Origin of the sequence: Pseudodonghicola flavimaris (genome assembly GCF_030164425.1) — a bacterium.
In the GTDB taxonomy this organism is placed as follows: Bacteria; Pseudomonadota; Alphaproteobacteria; order Rhodobacterales; family Rhodobacteraceae; genus Pseudodonghicola; species Pseudodonghicola flavimaris.
Genome location: NZ_JASNJD010000010.1, coordinates 100,906 through 115,103, shown reverse-complemented (window position 1 = coordinate 115,103; position 14,198 = coordinate 100,906). Strand labels below are relative to the sequence as shown.

General features: G+C 67.5%; 11 protein-coding genes. 7 read left to right on the top strand and 4 right to left on the bottom strand.

Features of this window, described 5'->3' with window-relative positions; genetic code table 11:
• Positions 1 to 98: 98 nt before the first annotated feature.
• From QO033_RS14475 to QO033_RS14460, 4 genes are all read left to right on the top strand, one after another.
• A complete protein-coding gene (locus tag QO033_RS14475; RefSeq protein WP_284481693.1) occupies positions 99 to 1,835 on the top strand; it encodes an acyl-CoA dehydrogenase family protein in 1,737 nt (578 codons plus the stop codon).
• 5 nt (positions 1,836 to 1,840) lie between these two features.
• A complete protein-coding gene (locus QO033_RS14470; RefSeq protein ID WP_284481692.1) occupies positions 1,841 to 3,049 on the top strand; it encodes a CaiB/BaiF CoA transferase family protein in 1,209 nt (402 codons plus the stop codon).
• A gap of 55 nt (positions 3,050 to 3,104) precedes the next feature.
• The gene (locus QO033_RS14465) at positions 3,105 to 4,238 is read left to right on the top strand and encodes a TAXI family TRAP transporter solute-binding subunit (protein WP_284481691.1); all 1,134 of its coding nucleotides are present in this window, start codon (positions 3,105 to 3,107) and stop codon (positions 4,236 to 4,238) included.
• A gap of 79 nt (positions 4,239 to 4,317) precedes the next feature.
• Positions 4,318 to 6,249, top strand: coding sequence for a TRAP transporter permease (locus QO033_RS14460; protein WP_284481690.1), 1,932 nt, complete (start codon positions 4,318 to 4,320; stop codon positions 6,247 to 6,249).
• Between the two features lie 18 nt (positions 6,250 to 6,267).
• Here the strand turns inward: QO033_RS14460 and pdxR are convergent, their stop codons facing one another.
• Positions 6,268 to 7,728 (bottom strand): MocR-like pyridoxine biosynthesis transcription factor PdxR, encoded by a 1,461-nt coding sequence (gene pdxR, locus QO033_RS14455; protein WP_284481689.1) that lies wholly within the window; start codon positions 7,726 to 7,728, stop codon positions 6,268 to 6,270.
• A gap of 78 nt (positions 7,729 to 7,806) precedes the next feature.
• Here pdxR and QO033_RS14450 point away from each other — a divergent pair, with 78 nt between their 5' ends.
• On the top strand, positions 7,807 to 8,460 hold the full coding sequence (locus QO033_RS14450; RefSeq protein ID WP_284481688.1) for a pyridoxamine 5'-phosphate oxidase family protein: 654 nt from the start codon (positions 7,807 to 7,809) through the stop codon (positions 8,458 to 8,460).
• Positions 8,461 to 8,516: 56 nt separating this feature from the next.
• Here the strand turns inward: QO033_RS14450 and QO033_RS14445 are convergent, their stop codons facing one another.
• The 3 genes from QO033_RS14445 to QO033_RS14435 all read right to left on the bottom strand — a co-directional run bounded on the left by QO033_RS14445 (position 8,517) and on the right by QO033_RS14435 (position 12,002).
• Positions 8,517 to 9,710, bottom strand: coding sequence for a serine hydrolase domain-containing protein (locus tag QO033_RS14445; RefSeq protein ID WP_284481687.1), 1,194 nt, complete (start codon positions 9,708 to 9,710; stop codon positions 8,517 to 8,519).
• Between the two features lie 141 nt (positions 9,711 to 9,851).
• Positions 9,852 to 10,883, bottom strand: a complete 1,032-nt coding sequence (locus QO033_RS14440) for an AraC family transcriptional regulator (RefSeq protein ID WP_284481686.1) — start codon at positions 10,881 to 10,883, stop codon at positions 9,852 to 9,854.
• 183 nt (positions 10,884 to 11,066) lie between these two features.
• Positions 11,067 to 12,002 (bottom strand): N-carbamoyl-D-amino-acid hydrolase, encoded by a 936-nt coding sequence (locus tag QO033_RS14435; RefSeq protein ID WP_284481685.1) that lies wholly within the window; start codon positions 12,000 to 12,002, stop codon positions 11,067 to 11,069.
• A gap of 97 nt (positions 12,003 to 12,099) precedes the next feature.
• On the opposite strand from QO033_RS14435, the gene QO033_RS14430 reads away from it, so the two are divergent.
• Both QO033_RS14430 and QO033_RS14425 read left to right on the top strand, forming a co-directional pair.
• Entirely contained in the window at positions 12,100 to 13,014 is a 915-nt protein-coding gene (locus QO033_RS14430) for a LysR family transcriptional regulator (RefSeq protein WP_284481684.1), read from the top strand.
• 107 nt (positions 13,015 to 13,121) lie between these two features.
• Complete coding sequence (locus QO033_RS14425; protein WP_284481683.1) at positions 13,122 to 14,192, top strand: ABC transporter ATP-binding protein; 1,071 nt, start codon at positions 13,122 to 13,124, stop codon at positions 14,190 to 14,192.
• The last annotated feature ends 6 nt before the right edge of the window (positions 14,193 to 14,198 follow it).

Here is a 14,198-nt window from a genome sequence, read left to right as displayed (position 1 = left end):
GCCTAATTACTATCAATCAATAGAAAAATAGTATTTTATTTAGGATGGAACAGCGGCGATCCTGCCCTCGACTGAAGTTGAGGGGAGGAGATCAACCGATGCCGATCGCCGTTCATTGCAATATTCCCGACAGCCGTGGCAGCAATGCCTATCGCGCCGATCCGTCGATGGCGGCGCTGCTGTCGGTCTATCTCGATGCCGAGACCCGCGCCCTGGTGGAGCCGGAGCTGGACCGCATGGGCGCGCTGGTCGGCGACGAGCTGGAGCGTCTGGCGCTGTCGGCTGACAAGAACCCGCCGGTGCTGTCGATCCGGGCGCGCAACGGCGCCGCCGAGGAACGGATCACCAAACACCCCGATTACGTCAGTCTCGAAAGCTATGCCTTCGGCGAATTCGGGCTGGCGGCGATGTCGCACCGCGGCGGGGTCTTCGGCGCGCCGGACAAGCTGCCGCCGCTGGTGAAATACGCGCTGGTCTATCTCTTCGTGCAGGCGGAATTCGGGCTGTGCTGTCCGCTCAGCATGACGGATTCACTGACCCGCACGCTGGTGAAATTCGGCGATCCCGATCTGGTGGCGCGCTATTTCGACCAGCTCACCAGCCAGGATATGGACGCGCTGTTTCAGGGCGCGATGTTCATGACCGAACAGGCCGCCGGATCGGACGTGGGGGCGATCGATACCATCGCCCGGTTCGAGGACGGCGAATGGCGGCTCTGGGGCGACAAATGGTTCTGTTCCAACCCCGATGCGGCGCTGGCGATGGTGCTGGCCCGGCCCGAGGGCGGCAGTGCCGGCACCCGTGGCCTGTCCCTGTTCCTGTTGCCGCGGCATCTGCCGGACGGCAGCCGCAACGCCTATGACATCCTGCGGCTGAAGGACAAGCTGGGCACCCGGTCGATGGCCAGCGGCGAGATCAGCATCAACGGCGCGGTGGCCTATCTGGTGGGCGAGCCGGGGCAGGGCTTCAAGCAGATGACCGACATGATCAACATGTCGCGGCTGGCCAACGGTGTCCGCTCGGCCGGGCTGATGCGTCGCTCGGTGAACGAGGCGCTGTTCATCGCCCGCAATCGCACCGCCTTCGGCAGCCGGCTGGCCGATCTGCCGCTGATGCAGCGGCAGTTGTCCAAGATGCTGGTCACCGCCGAACAGGGCCGCAGCATGGTGTTCCAGGCGGCGCGGGTGCTGGAACGCGCCGATGCAGGCGATGCGAAAATGGCCAAGGTGCTGCGCATCATGACGCCCTTGATCAAGTTCCGCACCTGCCGCGATGCCCGCAAGGTCGCCGGCGATGCGATGGAGGTGCGCGGCGGCTGCGGCTATATCGAGGAATGGTCGGATGCCCGCGTGCTGCGCGATGCGCATCTGGGCTCGATCTGGGAGGGCACCAGCAATATCGTCGCCCTCGATGTCGGCCGCGCGGTGCGCCGCGAAGGCGCTCTTGAGGCGCTCGGCGAGTACATGCGCGATCTGAGCGCCGAGGCCGCCCAGACCGAGGCCGGCACCGCCGCCTTGGCCGGTTTCGACCGCGCCGCCGCCTATCTCAGGGAGGTGGCCGAGGACAAGGCGCGCGAGGCCGAGACCCGCGGCGCCGCCAGCGCGGTCTATAATGCCGCCTCGGCTGTCGCCATGTGCTGGGAGGCCGATCAGCTGCGCCGCCAGGGCCGCAACGATGCCGAGGATCGCGCCACGCTGGCCGCGGCGGTGCTGTCGCACAAGCTGGCCGCCCGCGATCCCTTTGCCCGGCGCGCCGCCGGGGAGGAGACGCTTCAGGGGGCGCTCGACCGGGCGTTTCTGGACGGGGCCGGGCCGATGCCGCAGGCGGCGGAGTGACCCCGATGGAGCAGACCGGCCGCAACGGCGCCCTGACCGGGCTGAAGGTGATCGATCTGTCGCGCGTGCTGGGCGGCCCCTTCGCCGGGCAGATCCTCGGCGATCACGGCGCCGATGTGATCAAGGTGGAACCGCCCGCCGGCGATGAGACCCGACACTGGGGGCCGCCGTTTCAGGAGGATGGCACCGCGTCCTATTTCCTTGGCCTCAACCGCAACAAGCGCGGCATCGCACTGGATCTGCGGCAGATGGCCGGGCGCGAGGTGCTGATGACGCTCTTGCAGGACGCCGATGTGCTGCTGGAGAACTTCAAGACCGGCACCATGGAGAAATGGGGGCTGGGTTATGACGATGTGCTGTCGAAATCCTTTCCCCGGCTGATCCATTGCCGCGTCACCGGCTTCGGCGCGGATGGGCCGATGGGCGGGCTGCCGGGCTATGACGCGATCCTTCAGGCCATGGGCGGCATCATGAGCGTCAATGGCAGCGACGCCGGCGGCCCGACCCGGGTGGGGCTGCCGGTGGTGGATATGGTCACCGGCCTGAATGCGGCGCTGGCGGTGATGCTGGCGCTGCAGCATCGCCAGATTTCCGGACGCGGCCAGTTCGTCGAGGCGGCGCTCTTCGATTCGGCGCTGTCGCTGCTGCATCCGCATGCGGCCAATTACGCGCTGTCGGGCCGGCTGCCGAAACGTTCGGGCAACGATCACCCCAATATCGCGCCCTATTCGGTCTATCAGACCGGAACCCGGCCGATCTATCTGGCGGTGGGCAACGACCGGCAATTCGCCCGGCTGTGCCAGACCATCGGGGCCGAGGCGCTGATCGAGGATGAGCGCTTCGCCGGCAATGGCGCCCGGCTGCAGAACCGCGATGCGCTCAGGGCGGCGCTGGAAAGCTGCCTGGTGGCCTTCGACGGCAGCGAGCTGGCCAATCGGCTGATCCGCGCCGGGGTGCCCGCCGGACCGGTCCTGAATATCGAGGAGGCGCTGAGCCATCCGCACACCGAACACCGCGGCATGCGGGTGGAGATCGACGGCTATCAGGGGCTGGGCGCGCCCGCCCGGCTGAGCGAAACCCAGGCGACTTACCGCCACAAACCCCCGGCCTTTGGTCAGCACACGGAGGAAGTGCTAAGGGCCCTTGGCTACGGCGAGGACGACATCCGGAGGCTGCGCCAGAGCGGCGCCGCGCCAATGGGTCCGCAGGCCTGACGGGGCATGTCTTAACTGCGGCCGGAGATCCGGCCGTTCCATAGGGAGGAGTACTATGTTTCTGAAACCCCTGGCGAAATCCGCCACTCTTCTGGCTGCGGCGCTGATCGCGCAGAGCCTTCACGCCGATCAGCCGGCGCTGCCCAAGTCGATGCTCTGGGCAACTTACGACGTCGGCTCTAGCGGCTATGTCGAAGCTTCGGCTGTCGCCGATGCCTTCGGCAAGACCTATGGCACCCGGGTGCGGATCATGCCCTCGGGCACCTCGATCAGCCGGCTGCTGCCGCTGAAGACCGGCCGGGTGCAATACGGCTGGCTCGCCAACGAGCTCTATTTCGCGACTGAGGCCACCTATGAATTCGCCGCCCAGGAATGGGGGCCGCAGGACCTGCGGGTGATCGCCGGCCGTCCCTCGACCTTCGGCATGGCGGTGGCGGGCGACAGCGACATCGCCACCATGGCCGATCTCAGGGGCAAGCGGGTGGCGCGGATCAAGGCGAATCCGTCGATCAACATCAAGATCGAGGCGATGCTGGCCTTTGGCGGGCTCAGCTGGGACGATGTCGAGGTGGTCGAGCTGCCATCCTACGGTGCCATGCTGAAGGCGCTGGTCGATGGTCAGGTCGATGCCGTCGGTTCCACCCCCACCGCCGCGACGCTCTATGAGATGGAGTCCTCCTCGCACGGGATCGCCTGGGTACCGATGCCCGCCGGCGATGCAGAGGGCTGGAATAACATCACCTCGGTCGCCAGTTTCTTCGCGCCGGTGGATGCCACCGCTGGCGCCGGGCTGAGCCAGGAGACGCCGGCGGCGATCTTCTCGGTGCGCTATCCGATGATCACCGTCTATGCCGATGCGGATGAGGAGGAGGTCTATAACTTCATCAAGGCGCTGGACCAGACCTATGACCTCTATGCCTCCGCCACCGCGGCGACACCGGGCTGGGATCTGAACCGGGCCGGCCGGCCGCCGGCGGATGCACCTTTCCACCCCGGCGCGATCCGCTATCTGAAGGAAAAGGGTATCTGGACCGAGGCGGACGACGCCTGGAACGCCCGCCGGCTGGAGCGGCTGAACGCGGTGATCTCCACCTGGCAGGCCGCCTCGGAGGCCGCCGCGGACCAGAGCCTGCCGGCCAAGGACTGGCCGGCCTTCTGGGACAAATACCGCAAGGACATGATCAACTGATCCGACCCTGACCGCGTTCGCGGCCTCCGGGACCGCCCCGGGGGCCGCGACCACTGAAACCTTTCTCGGGGATCATGACATGTCGACCACTCCGAACGAGACGCCGCAGAGCGCCCCCTGTCTCCCGGTCAGGCTGGCCCGGGCCGGCATCTGCCTGCTGGGGGCGCTGGGGCTTGCCGCCATCGTTGCCCAGACCTTCAACCTGGCGCTGCCGCCGCTGTTTCCGCTGCTGGCCAACCGCTACTATTACCTGATCATCGGCCTGTTCCTGGCCGTCGCCTTTCTCAAGTTCCCGCTGGGCGGCCGGATCGCGCCGCCGCGCTGGTACGACGGGCTGACCGCCGCGCTGGCGCTGGCCTCGGGGCTCTATATGTCGGCCAATGGCGAACGGATCCTGATGGAGGGCTGGGACATCGTCGCGCCGCCGTTGGCGGTGGCGGTGGCGACTGTGCTGGTGGCCCTGTCGCTGGAGGCGGTGCGCCGTGTCGGCGGTACCATCCTGCTGGTGATCTGCGCGGTCTTCGCCGCCTATCCGCTGTTCGCCGAGACGATGCCGGGCTTTCTCTGGGGGCCGGGCTTCAGCTTTGCCGAAACCGTCTCGGCGCATGTGATGGGCGCGGAGGGGATCATCGGCATCCCGCTCAGGGTGGTGGCCGATACGCTGGTGGGCTTCATCATCTTCGGTTCGGCGCTCACCGCGATGGGCGGCGGCCAGTTCTTCATGGATTTCGCCATGTCGCTGATGGGGCGCAGCCGGGGTGGCCCGGCCAAGGTGGCGATCCTGTCGAGCGGCCTGTTCGGCTCGCTCTCGGGCAGCGTGATCTCCAATGTGCTGACCACCGGGCGACTGACCATTCCGGCGATGCAAAAGACCGGCTATCCGCCGAAATACGCCGCTGCGGTGGAGGCCTGCGCTTCGACCGGCGGTACGCTGATGCCACCGGTGATGGGGGCGGTGGCCTTCATCATGGCCTCCTTCCTCGATACCTCCTACACCAACATCATGGTGGCGGCGCTGGTGCCCTCGGTGCTCTATTATCTGGCACTGTTTCTGCAGGTGGATCTGTTCGCCGCGCGCAACGGGCTGGCACCGCAGACCGGCGCCGATCAGCCGCGTCTGATCGCGACGCTGCGTGAAGGCTGGCATCACCTGCTGTCGCTGATCGCGCTGGTGGCGCTGCTGTTCTGGGTCAGCCCCGGGCGGGCGGCCTATTACGCTACCGCCCTGATGATGGTCCTGGCCCTGCTGCGTCATCGCCGGTTGCCGCGCTGGTCCGGGGTGCTTGCCTTCATCGAGGATGTGACCGGCAATATCGCCTATCTGATCGCCACGCTCTGCGGCATTGGGCTGGTGATCGGCGCGCTGTCGATCACCGGCGTCGGCGGCGCCTTCTCGCGCGAGCTGATCCTTTATGGCGGCAGCAACGTGTTCCTGCTGCTGGTTCTGGGTGCAATCACCAGTTTCGTGCTGGGCATGGGGATGACGGTCAGTGCCTGCTACATCTTCCTGGCGACCATCCTGGCGCCGGCGCTGGTGGAGCTGGGGCTGTCACCGATCGGCTCGCATCTCTTCGTGCTCTACTGGGGGATGCTGTCCTATATCACTCCGCCGGTGGCGCTGGCCTCGATCGCGGCGGCGCAGATCTCCGGCGCCCGCGGGCTGGAGACCGGCTTCATGTCGATGCGGCTGGGGCTGATGCTTTTCGTGCTGCCGTTCCTCTTCGTCTATCAGCCGGCGCTGATCCTCGATGGCGCGGCGGGCGAGGTGATCGCCGCCGTTGCCACCGCCGTCGCCGGGTTGGTGATTCTGAGCTGTGCGCTCGAAGGCTATCTTTACCGTGTCGGGCGGCTGTCGCTGCCGGGGCGGGGGCTGCTGGGGCTGGCCGGGCTGCTGGTGGTGATCCCCGACCGGCAGGCCGAGATCATTGGCGTGGCGCTGTTCCTGCTGACGTTGGCTGCGATCCTGGTCGTCCGACGGCGGCCGGTGCTGGGCGGGGCGCGCGGGCTCTGACACCGGCGGGGCGGCGGATCACCCCGTCGCCAGCCGCCGCAGCAGCGGGGAGAAATCGGCGGCGGCCTGGGTCAGCGTCGCCTCGTCGAAGCCGGCATAGCCCAGCAACAGCCCTTGCGGCGGATCGGGCAGCACGCTGTGCGACGACAGCGCCCGCGGGCTTAGCCCGGCGGGGGCGGCGGCGGCGGCAATGGCGCGATCGTCGGAGCGATCAGCTAGGGCACCGGCGAGCGGCAGGCAGAGGTGCATGCCGGAGGCATCAGGGCCGAGCGTCAGCAGATCCTGCACCGGCGCCAGCGCGCGCAGCAGATGCGCCTGCCGCCGCGCGTAGATCCGGCGCATCCGCCGCAGATGGGTGGCGAAATCGCCGCTTTCCATGAAGCTGGCCAGTGCCGGCTGCGGCACCAGAGAGGCGCGGGCGCCGGTCACCGCCAGATGGTCGTGCGCCGCCGCGATCAGCGGGGCCGGCACCACCAGATAACCGATCCTCAGCGCCGGGCTCAGCAATTTCGAAAAGCTGCCCATGTAGAGCGTTCGGCGCAGACCGTCGAGCCCGGAGAGCGCGGGCAGCGGCTGGCCCTGATAGCGGAATTCGCTGTCGTAATCGTCCTCGATGATCAGAGCCTCGTGGCGTTCGGCCCAGTCGAGCAGGGCCAGACGCCGGGCCAGCGGCATCGCCCGGCCGGTGGGGAAATGCCGCGACGGGGTGATCACCGCGCCGGCGAGACCGGCGGGCAGTGCGCCCGGGTTGAGCCCGTCGGCGTCGATCCGCAGCGGTTGCGGCCGGATGCCGGCGCGGGTCATGGCCTGCCGCAGGGTGGCCCAGCCGGGATCCTCGACCGCCAGCGCCGCGCCCGGGGGCAGCAGCGCGCCGCCGAGGATGTCGAAGGCCTCCCAGGCGCCGCCAGTGACGATCACCTGTGCCGGATCGCAGTCCAGCCCGCGCCAGGCGGCGAGGTGGGCGGAAATCGCGGCCCTCAGCGGCGGCCAGCCGAACAGATCGGGCCGTCCCAGCAGCGCCGCCTGCGGCGCCCGCCAGGCGCGGTCCAGATGCCGCGCCCAGAGCCGGTGGGGAAACAGCGCCGGATCGGCCAGCCCGGGCTGGAACGGCAGCCAGTCGCCGCCCGGTGCGGGCTCTGCCGGAGGCGGACGCCGGCGCGCAGGGGCAGGGGCGGGGCGGGCCAGATGCGGCAGGTGATCGGCGACATAGGTGCCGCTGCCCTGTCGGGTAGTCAGATAACCCTCGGCGATCAGCTGATCATAGGCAGTGGTGACTGTCATCCGCGACACCGACAGTTCCTCGGCCAGGGCGCGGCTGGCCGGCAGGCGCAGCCCGGCCAGCCCCTGCATCCGGGTCAGCAGTGCCCGCAGCGCCTCGGTCAGCTGCGCATGCATCGGCTGCGCGCTGCCGCGCTCCAGGCTCAGGCCGAACAGTGCGGCGCCGAAATTGGACCGATCATTTTGGGGAATATTGGCCATATCGGCATGGCCAATAGCGCGCTACGTCGGGCCGATCAAGCCATCTGACCGACGGTCTAACCGCAAGGAGCCCGCCTCATGACCGACAGCCTGCCCGTCACCGACCGTTCCCGCCTGCGCCGGTCGCACGAGCGCGGCGATTTCGACCGCGCGGCCATCAATGCCATCCTCGACGCCCAGCCGATGTGCAGCGTCGGCTATGTGATCGACGGCAAACCCTATGTCACTCCGACGCTGCAGTGGCGCGAGGGCAATCACGTCTACTGGCACGGATCCTCGGCCAGCCGGGCGCTGCGCAACCAGAAGGGGGTGGAAGTCTGTGTGACCGTGGCCATTCTCGACGGTTTCGTGCTGGCGCGCTCGGGCATGCACCATTCGGTCAACAGCCGGTCGGTGATGCTGTTCGGCAAGGCGTTCAAGGTCGAGGACCCGCAGGAAAAGCTGGAAAAGCTCGGCCGCTTCGTCAACGGGCTGTTTCCCGGCCGCTATGAGATGCTGCGCCCCGATCACGATCAGGACCTGAAGGCGACCACGGTGTTGGGGCTGGAGATTGCCGAGGGCGCCGCCAAGGTGCGCAGTGGGCCCCCCAAGGATGAGGAGCCCGATTACGCCCTGCCGATCTGGGCCGGAGAGCTGCCGGTGCGGATGGTGATCGGGGAGCCGGTGCCCGATCCGCGCAATCTGGACGGGGTGAGCGAACCCGATCACCTCCGCGCCTTCCGCTTCGGCTGAACCGGCGGCCGGACAAAACGGGCCGGGGCGGGGAGACAGTTTGCCCCGGCCCGGGCTCAGGCGGCGCGGGAGGCCTGGACCGCCTGATAGACCGCGGTTTCGAAGTCCAGATAGGCTGGGAAGGAGACCGGATCGGCAAAGGGCAGGATCTGCGTCGCCCAATAGCCGCCGATGCCGGTCTGCCGGTCGATCCAGTAGTAGCTGTTGGCCAGTCCCGCCCAGCCGATCGATCCGGCGGGGCGCCCGGTGGGCGCCGGTTCGGCATTGACCATGAAGCTGTAGGACCAGTCCTTTGCCTGCCCGGGGAAGAATTCCGCGTCATTGGACAGGCTGGGGATCACCCCCGGCAGCATGGTCACCTTCTGCGGTGGCACCAGGGCACCCTTGACCGCCCAGTCCACCGTCTCCGGCCGCAGCACCCGGCCGCCGGGACCGGCGCCGTCGTTCAGCCACATGCGGATGAACTTCATGTATTCGGGCACCGTGGCATAGAGCCCGTGGCCGCCCATATCGACCTCGGGATCGTCGGGCAGGGCGAAATCGTCCAGCGGGCTCAGCCCGCCGTCCTCGGTGCGGGCGTGAATGGTGGCGGTGCGGGCCTTCATCTCCGGGCTGCGGGTAAAGGCGATCTCCTCCATCCCGAGCGGATCGAACACCCGTTCGCGCATCACTGCGCCCAGCCGCTTGCCACGGATGCCCTCGACCACCTGGCCGACCCAGTCGAGGTTGGTGCCGTATTCCCAGCGGCTGCCCGGATCGAACAGCAGCGGGGTTTCCAGGGCGGCGCGGCTGCCGCTGACCACCGAGGGCTGGCCGTGCTCTTCGGCGAGCCGCTTGTAGGTCTCGTTGAAGAAATCATAGCCGAAGCCGCCGGTATGCAGCAGCAGCTGTCGGGTGGTGACATCGGTCTTCGGCGCCCGCAGCCGCGGCGCGCCGTTGTCGTCGAAGCCTTCGATCACCTGCAGCTCGCCGATGGCGGGGGCATAGTCGCGGGCCGGGGCGTCCAGATCCAGAAGCCCCTCCTCGACACATTGCAGCGCGGTGGTGGCGGCAATCGCCTTGGTGGTGGAAAAAATCGCGAAGACGGTGTCTTCGGTCATCGGCGTGCCGTCCAGGCGGCGGTCTCCGGCAGCGCCGGAATAGATGGTACCATCGCGATCGGTGGCCATGGCGACGACGCCGGGCACACGGGCCGCGCCGGTGGTGGCGGTGGCCAGAACGGCATCGCAGGCGGATTTCAGGTTTGTCATCGGGTCCTCCCATTCCTCTGGGAAGACAGCCTAGCGCGGCGGATGGCGGCCGACTGTCCGGGATCGGCAGCAACTGTCCGGAACCGGCAGCAAAACGGGGCAGTCCTTGTCGCCTTGGCGCCCGATCGATCGCTTCGGGGATCAATCGCTTTTGGGGGCGCAGTGCCGGTGCCGGCTGCGGGCGCGGGTCTCTGACGGGCGCTCGCCGAAGCGGTTGCGATAGAGGCCGGCCAGGGCGCCGAGGTTGCTGTAGCCCCAGCTCAACGCGATCTCGGTCACGCTCCGCTCCGGCGCTGCGGTGAGCAGATCGGCGCGCAGCCCTTCCAGCCGGCGCGCGGCGAGAAACGCGCGCGGAGACAGGCCGCGGAACCGCCGGAAGCCCTCCGACAGGGTACGGGCGGAGACGCCGACGCGGCGGGCGATATCGCCGATGGCGGGGGCCTCGCGCGCCTCGGCGGTCATGATCTCCTCGGCCTGACGGACATGGCGGGGGGCGGCGGCGCGGGCGCCCCGGTCCAGCCGCAACCCGGTGGCATCGGCCCAGTGCTGCAGAAGCTCCAGGCAGATCATCTCCTCGAGATGACGGTTGAGCGCGCCTTCCGGGGTGCCGGGGGCGCCTGCGCGCGCCGCCCGTGCGGCATAGTCCAGCAGGCTCAGCCAGCGCGATCCGGGGCCGGCGAATTTCACCCGCCGGGTCCAGAGCGCGTCATCGGGCACGAAGCCGAACCAGCGTTCGGCGATCTCCTCCATCGCGCGGTGGGGGATGGTCAGGTTGAACTGCATATGGGCGTCGTCGCCTTCGAGCCAGTAATCGGTGCGCGAGCAGTCGACGACATAGCTTTCGCCGGGGCCGGTGGTGGCCGGTGTCCCATCCGACTGATGGCTCAGCCCGCCCCGCAGGGTGTTCAGCACCAGGATATTGCCGGCCTCGGGGTCGAACTCGTTCAGGTGAATGCCGGTGCCATAGGCGAAACGGGTCATCGTCACCCGGCCGGCGGTGGCGGAGATCATCGTCGCATCGGGACGGGCCCGGCGATCCAGCGGCCGCACCCGATAGGGCATGTAGACCTTGCGGCAGAATTCCTGAACTTCGTCCCAGTCCTGCGATCGTGTCCGCCCGTCGTGGCGGATCGGCCGCCCCGCGGCATCGAGAACGAGTGCCTCCTCCAGCATCCCGCCGCTCCCTCCTGTCTCTCTCCCTGCCAGCATCCTAGCGCAAAGCCCGCCCCTGGCAACTCGGAGGCACTAGGGAAGGCGCATCGGCGGGCCGACGGAGCAGAGGGGCAAACGCGACCGGGGGCCCGCAGTGGCGGACCCCCGGGCCGACCGGTCAGGCGGGGGACGGCGCCGGGCCGGTCAGTCGTCGATCTCCACCCCGACCTGGGCGGTGATCGGTCCGTAATGCTCCGGCCGGCGGTGTTTGGCGAAATTGAACACCGAGCGGCGGATATAGGCGCCGAGATCGAGATCGCAGTTGAAGGAGATCACCTCGTCCTCCTCGCTGACCGCGCGGGTCACTGTCTCGCCGGTGGGGGCGACGATGGAGGACCCGCCGATCATCGCGAAGCCGTCCTCCGAGCCGCATTTCGCCGCCGACATCACCCAGGCGCCGTTCTGATAGGCCGCCGATTCCAGGCTGAGCCGGTGATGATGTTCGCGCAGATGCACCGGTTCGTTGTGGTGGATGTTGCGGGTGGGGGTGTTGTAGCCGAGCATGAAGATCTCCGCCCCGCGCAGCGCCATCACCCGGAAGGTTTCCGGCCAGCGGCGGTCGTTGCAGATGCACATGCCGATGCGGCCAGCGTCGGATTTGAACACCGGAAAGCCCAGATTGCCGACCTCGAAATAACGCTTTTCCAGGTGTTCGAATTCCGGGTCGCCGATCGGATCCTTGGTGCCGGGCAGGTGGATCTTGCGGTATTTGCCGAGGATATCGCCATTTGGTGCCACCAGCACCGAGGTGTTGAAACGGCGCACGGTGCCGGCTTCGGTCACCTTCTCCGCATAGCCGAGGTAGAAGCCGATGCCGAGGCGGCGCGCCTCGTCGAACAGCGGTGCCATCGCCGGCGACGGCAGGCCCTCTTCATAGAACGGATCGTAGTCTGCGGGATCGTCATAGACATAGCGGGGAAAGAAGGTGGTCAGCGCCAGTTCGGGAAAGGTGATCCAGCGGGCGCCACGGCCGTGTGCCTCGCGCAGCATCTCGATCAGTCGCGCGACGGTCGCCTGTTTGGAGTCCTTCAGGTGAACCGCCCCCAGCTGGGCCACGGCGAATACTTCTTTTCGGCTCATTGCCTGCTCCTTCGAAATCTCGACCGGAGGCTAGACATCTCATCTATCATCTGGAAATAAAAATACATGAAAGACAAATAATAGAAAGTTATTCCCCATGATCCGCGTCCGACAGCTTGAGGTGCTTTGCGCCGTGATTGATCTCGGCACCACCTCTGGCGCGGCGGAGGCACTGTCGGTCAGCCAGCCGGCGGTGTCGAATATGATCCGCCATATCGAGGATCTGGTGGGCTTTCCGCTGTTCAAGCGTGAAAAGGGGCGGCTGACTCCGACGCCGGAGGCGCTGCATATCGCGCAGGAGGCGCAGCATCTGTTCTCGCAGCAAAAGCGGGTGGATCGCATCATCGACCAGCTGCGCGGCGGCACCGTCGGCCAGCTGAACGTGATCGCCACGCCCTCGATCGGCTATGCGCTGCTGCCGCGCATGATCGCGGAATTCACCCGCTCGCGGCCGCGGGTGCAGCTGTCGCTGGAGGTGGGCAGCGTCGACGAGATCATCCAGCATCTGATCAGCGGCCGCGCCGATCTGGGGTTTTCCATCACCTCGCCGCGCCATTCGGCGCTGAGCGTGCGGCCGATGGCGGCGGGCGACATGGTCTGCGCCTGTCCGCCTGACCATGAGCTGGCCCACGCTCGCAGCATCAATCTGCTCGACCTCAACCACGTGCGGCATATCTCCTACGGATCGGGTACGCCGCTGGGGCAGATGATCGACGAGGTCTATTCCCGCCATGGCACCGAGCGGCGCTATTTCTGCGAGGTGCGCCATACCTCCACGGCGCTGGAGATGGTGGCCGCCGGCGCCGGGGTGGCGCTGGTCGACAGTTTCGCGCTGATGGGCCGGGCGCGTCAGGATGTGTCGGTGCGGGCGATCCAGCCGGCGCTGTCGGTGACGCTGCACGGGGTGACCTCGAACCTCTACCCGACCTCGCATGTGGCGCTGCAGTTCCAGGAGTTCATGCGCGAGGCGCTGAGCGATCCGGAACTGCCGCATCGAGTGGAAATAACCTGAGGTTATTTTTAGGCCCGATATTTTTATTTCAAAATATTGGTCACGGCTGGTCTCTTCCCCTCGACGCCGGAGCTGAAGGCTTCGCACCGACGTGAAAAGGCAGCGATATGTCCGATCCAATCCTCTCTGTCCGCAAGGCGGTCAAAACCTATGGCGAGTTCCGGGCGCTCGACGCCGTCGACCTCGATATCCGTGAGGGCGAGTTTCTCACGCTGCTGGGGCCGTCGGGCTCGGGCAAGACCACGCTGCTGTCGGCGATCGCGGGTTTCACCGCGCTGAGCGCCGGCGAGGTTCACGCGCGGGGCAGCAACATCACCCGGTTGCCGCCGGAAAAGCGCGACTTCGCCATGGTGTTCCAGGGCTACGCGCTGTTTCCCACCATGACCGTGGCGGAAAACGTCGGCTATCCGCTGCGGGTACGCAAATACGGCCGCAGCGCGCTGCAGGCGCGGGTGCGGGACTGTCTCGATCTGGTGCAGATGGGCCAGTTCGCCGACCGCATGCCGCATCAGCTCTCCGGCGGGCAGCAGCAGCGGATCGCGCTGGCACGGGCGCTGTCGTTCGAACCCGACGTGCTGTTGCTGGATGAGCCGCTCTCGGCGCTCGACAAGAAACTGCGCGCCGATCTGCAGTGGGAGCTGAAGGCGCTGCACGAACGGCTCGGGGTGACCTTCATCTATGTCACCCACGATCAGGACGAGGCGCTGTCGATGTCCGACCGGATCGTCATTCTCAAGGACGGGGCGATCCAGCAGGAGGGCGCCCCGGGCGCGCTCTATGACTGGCCACGAACCCGCTTCGTGGCGAATTTCCTCGGCAAATCCAATTTCATCTCGGCCGATGTGGTCGGGCAGGGGGCCGAGGGGCTGACGGTTGAGGCCGCAGGCCAGAGGTTCACCCTGGCGCCGCGGCCCGGGCTGGCGCCGCAGGGGCCGGTCAGCCTGGCGCTGCGGCCTGAACGGATCCGGCTGGGCGCCCCGGGACAGGAGGCGTTCACCGGCCGAGTGCGGCAGATCAGCTATCTCGGCGAGCGCTGTCAGGTGCTGGTCGATCACGATGTGCTTGGCGAGGTGCTGGTGTCGCAGCCGACCTGGCATGCCGGCCTGCGCCCCGAACCGCAGATGGACGTGAGCTTCGGCTGGGGAGCCGGTGCCTGCGTGCCATTGCTGGAGACCTGAGCCGTC

Bases quoted from the DNA above. Each gene is read 5' to 3' on its own strand.
- QO033_RS14435 (WP_284481685.1), bottom strand. From the start codon at position 12,002: ATGAGCCGAAAAGAAGTATTCGCCGTGGCCCAGCTGGGGGCGGTTCAC.
- QO033_RS14440 (WP_284481686.1), bottom strand. From the start codon at position 10,883: ATGCTGGAGGAGGCACTCGTTCTCGATGCCGCGGGGCGGCCGATCCGC.
- QO033_RS14465 (WP_284481691.1), top strand. From the start codon at position 3,105: ATGTTTCTGAAACCCCTGGCGAAATCCGCCACTCTTCTGGCTGCGGCG.
- QO033_RS14475 (WP_284481693.1), top strand. From the start codon at position 99: ATGCCGATCGCCGTTCATTGCAATATTCCCGACAGCCGTGGCAGCAAT.
- QO033_RS14450 (WP_284481688.1), top strand. From the start codon at position 7,807: ATGACCGACAGCCTGCCCGTCACCGACCGTTCCCGCCTGCGCCGGTCG.
- QO033_RS14470 (WP_284481692.1), top strand. From the start codon at position 1,841: ATGGAGCAGACCGGCCGCAACGGCGCCCTGACCGGGCTGAAGGTGATC.
- QO033_RS14445 (WP_284481687.1), bottom strand. From the start codon at position 9,710: ATGACAAACCTGAAATCCGCCTGCGATGCCGTTCTGGCCACCGCCACC.
- pdxR (WP_284481689.1), bottom strand. From the start codon at position 7,728: ATGGCCAATATTCCCCAAAATGATCGGTCCAATTTCGGCGCCGCACTG.
- QO033_RS14460 (WP_284481690.1), top strand. From the start codon at position 4,318: ATGTCGACCACTCCGAACGAGACGCCGCAGAGCGCCCCCTGTCTCCCG.
- QO033_RS14425 (WP_284481683.1), top strand. From the start codon at position 13,122: ATGTCCGATCCAATCCTCTCTGTCCGCAAGGCGGTCAAAACCTATGGC.
- QO033_RS14430 (WP_284481684.1), top strand. From the start codon at position 12,100: ATGATCCGCGTCCGACAGCTTGAGGTGCTTTGCGCCGTGATTGATCTC.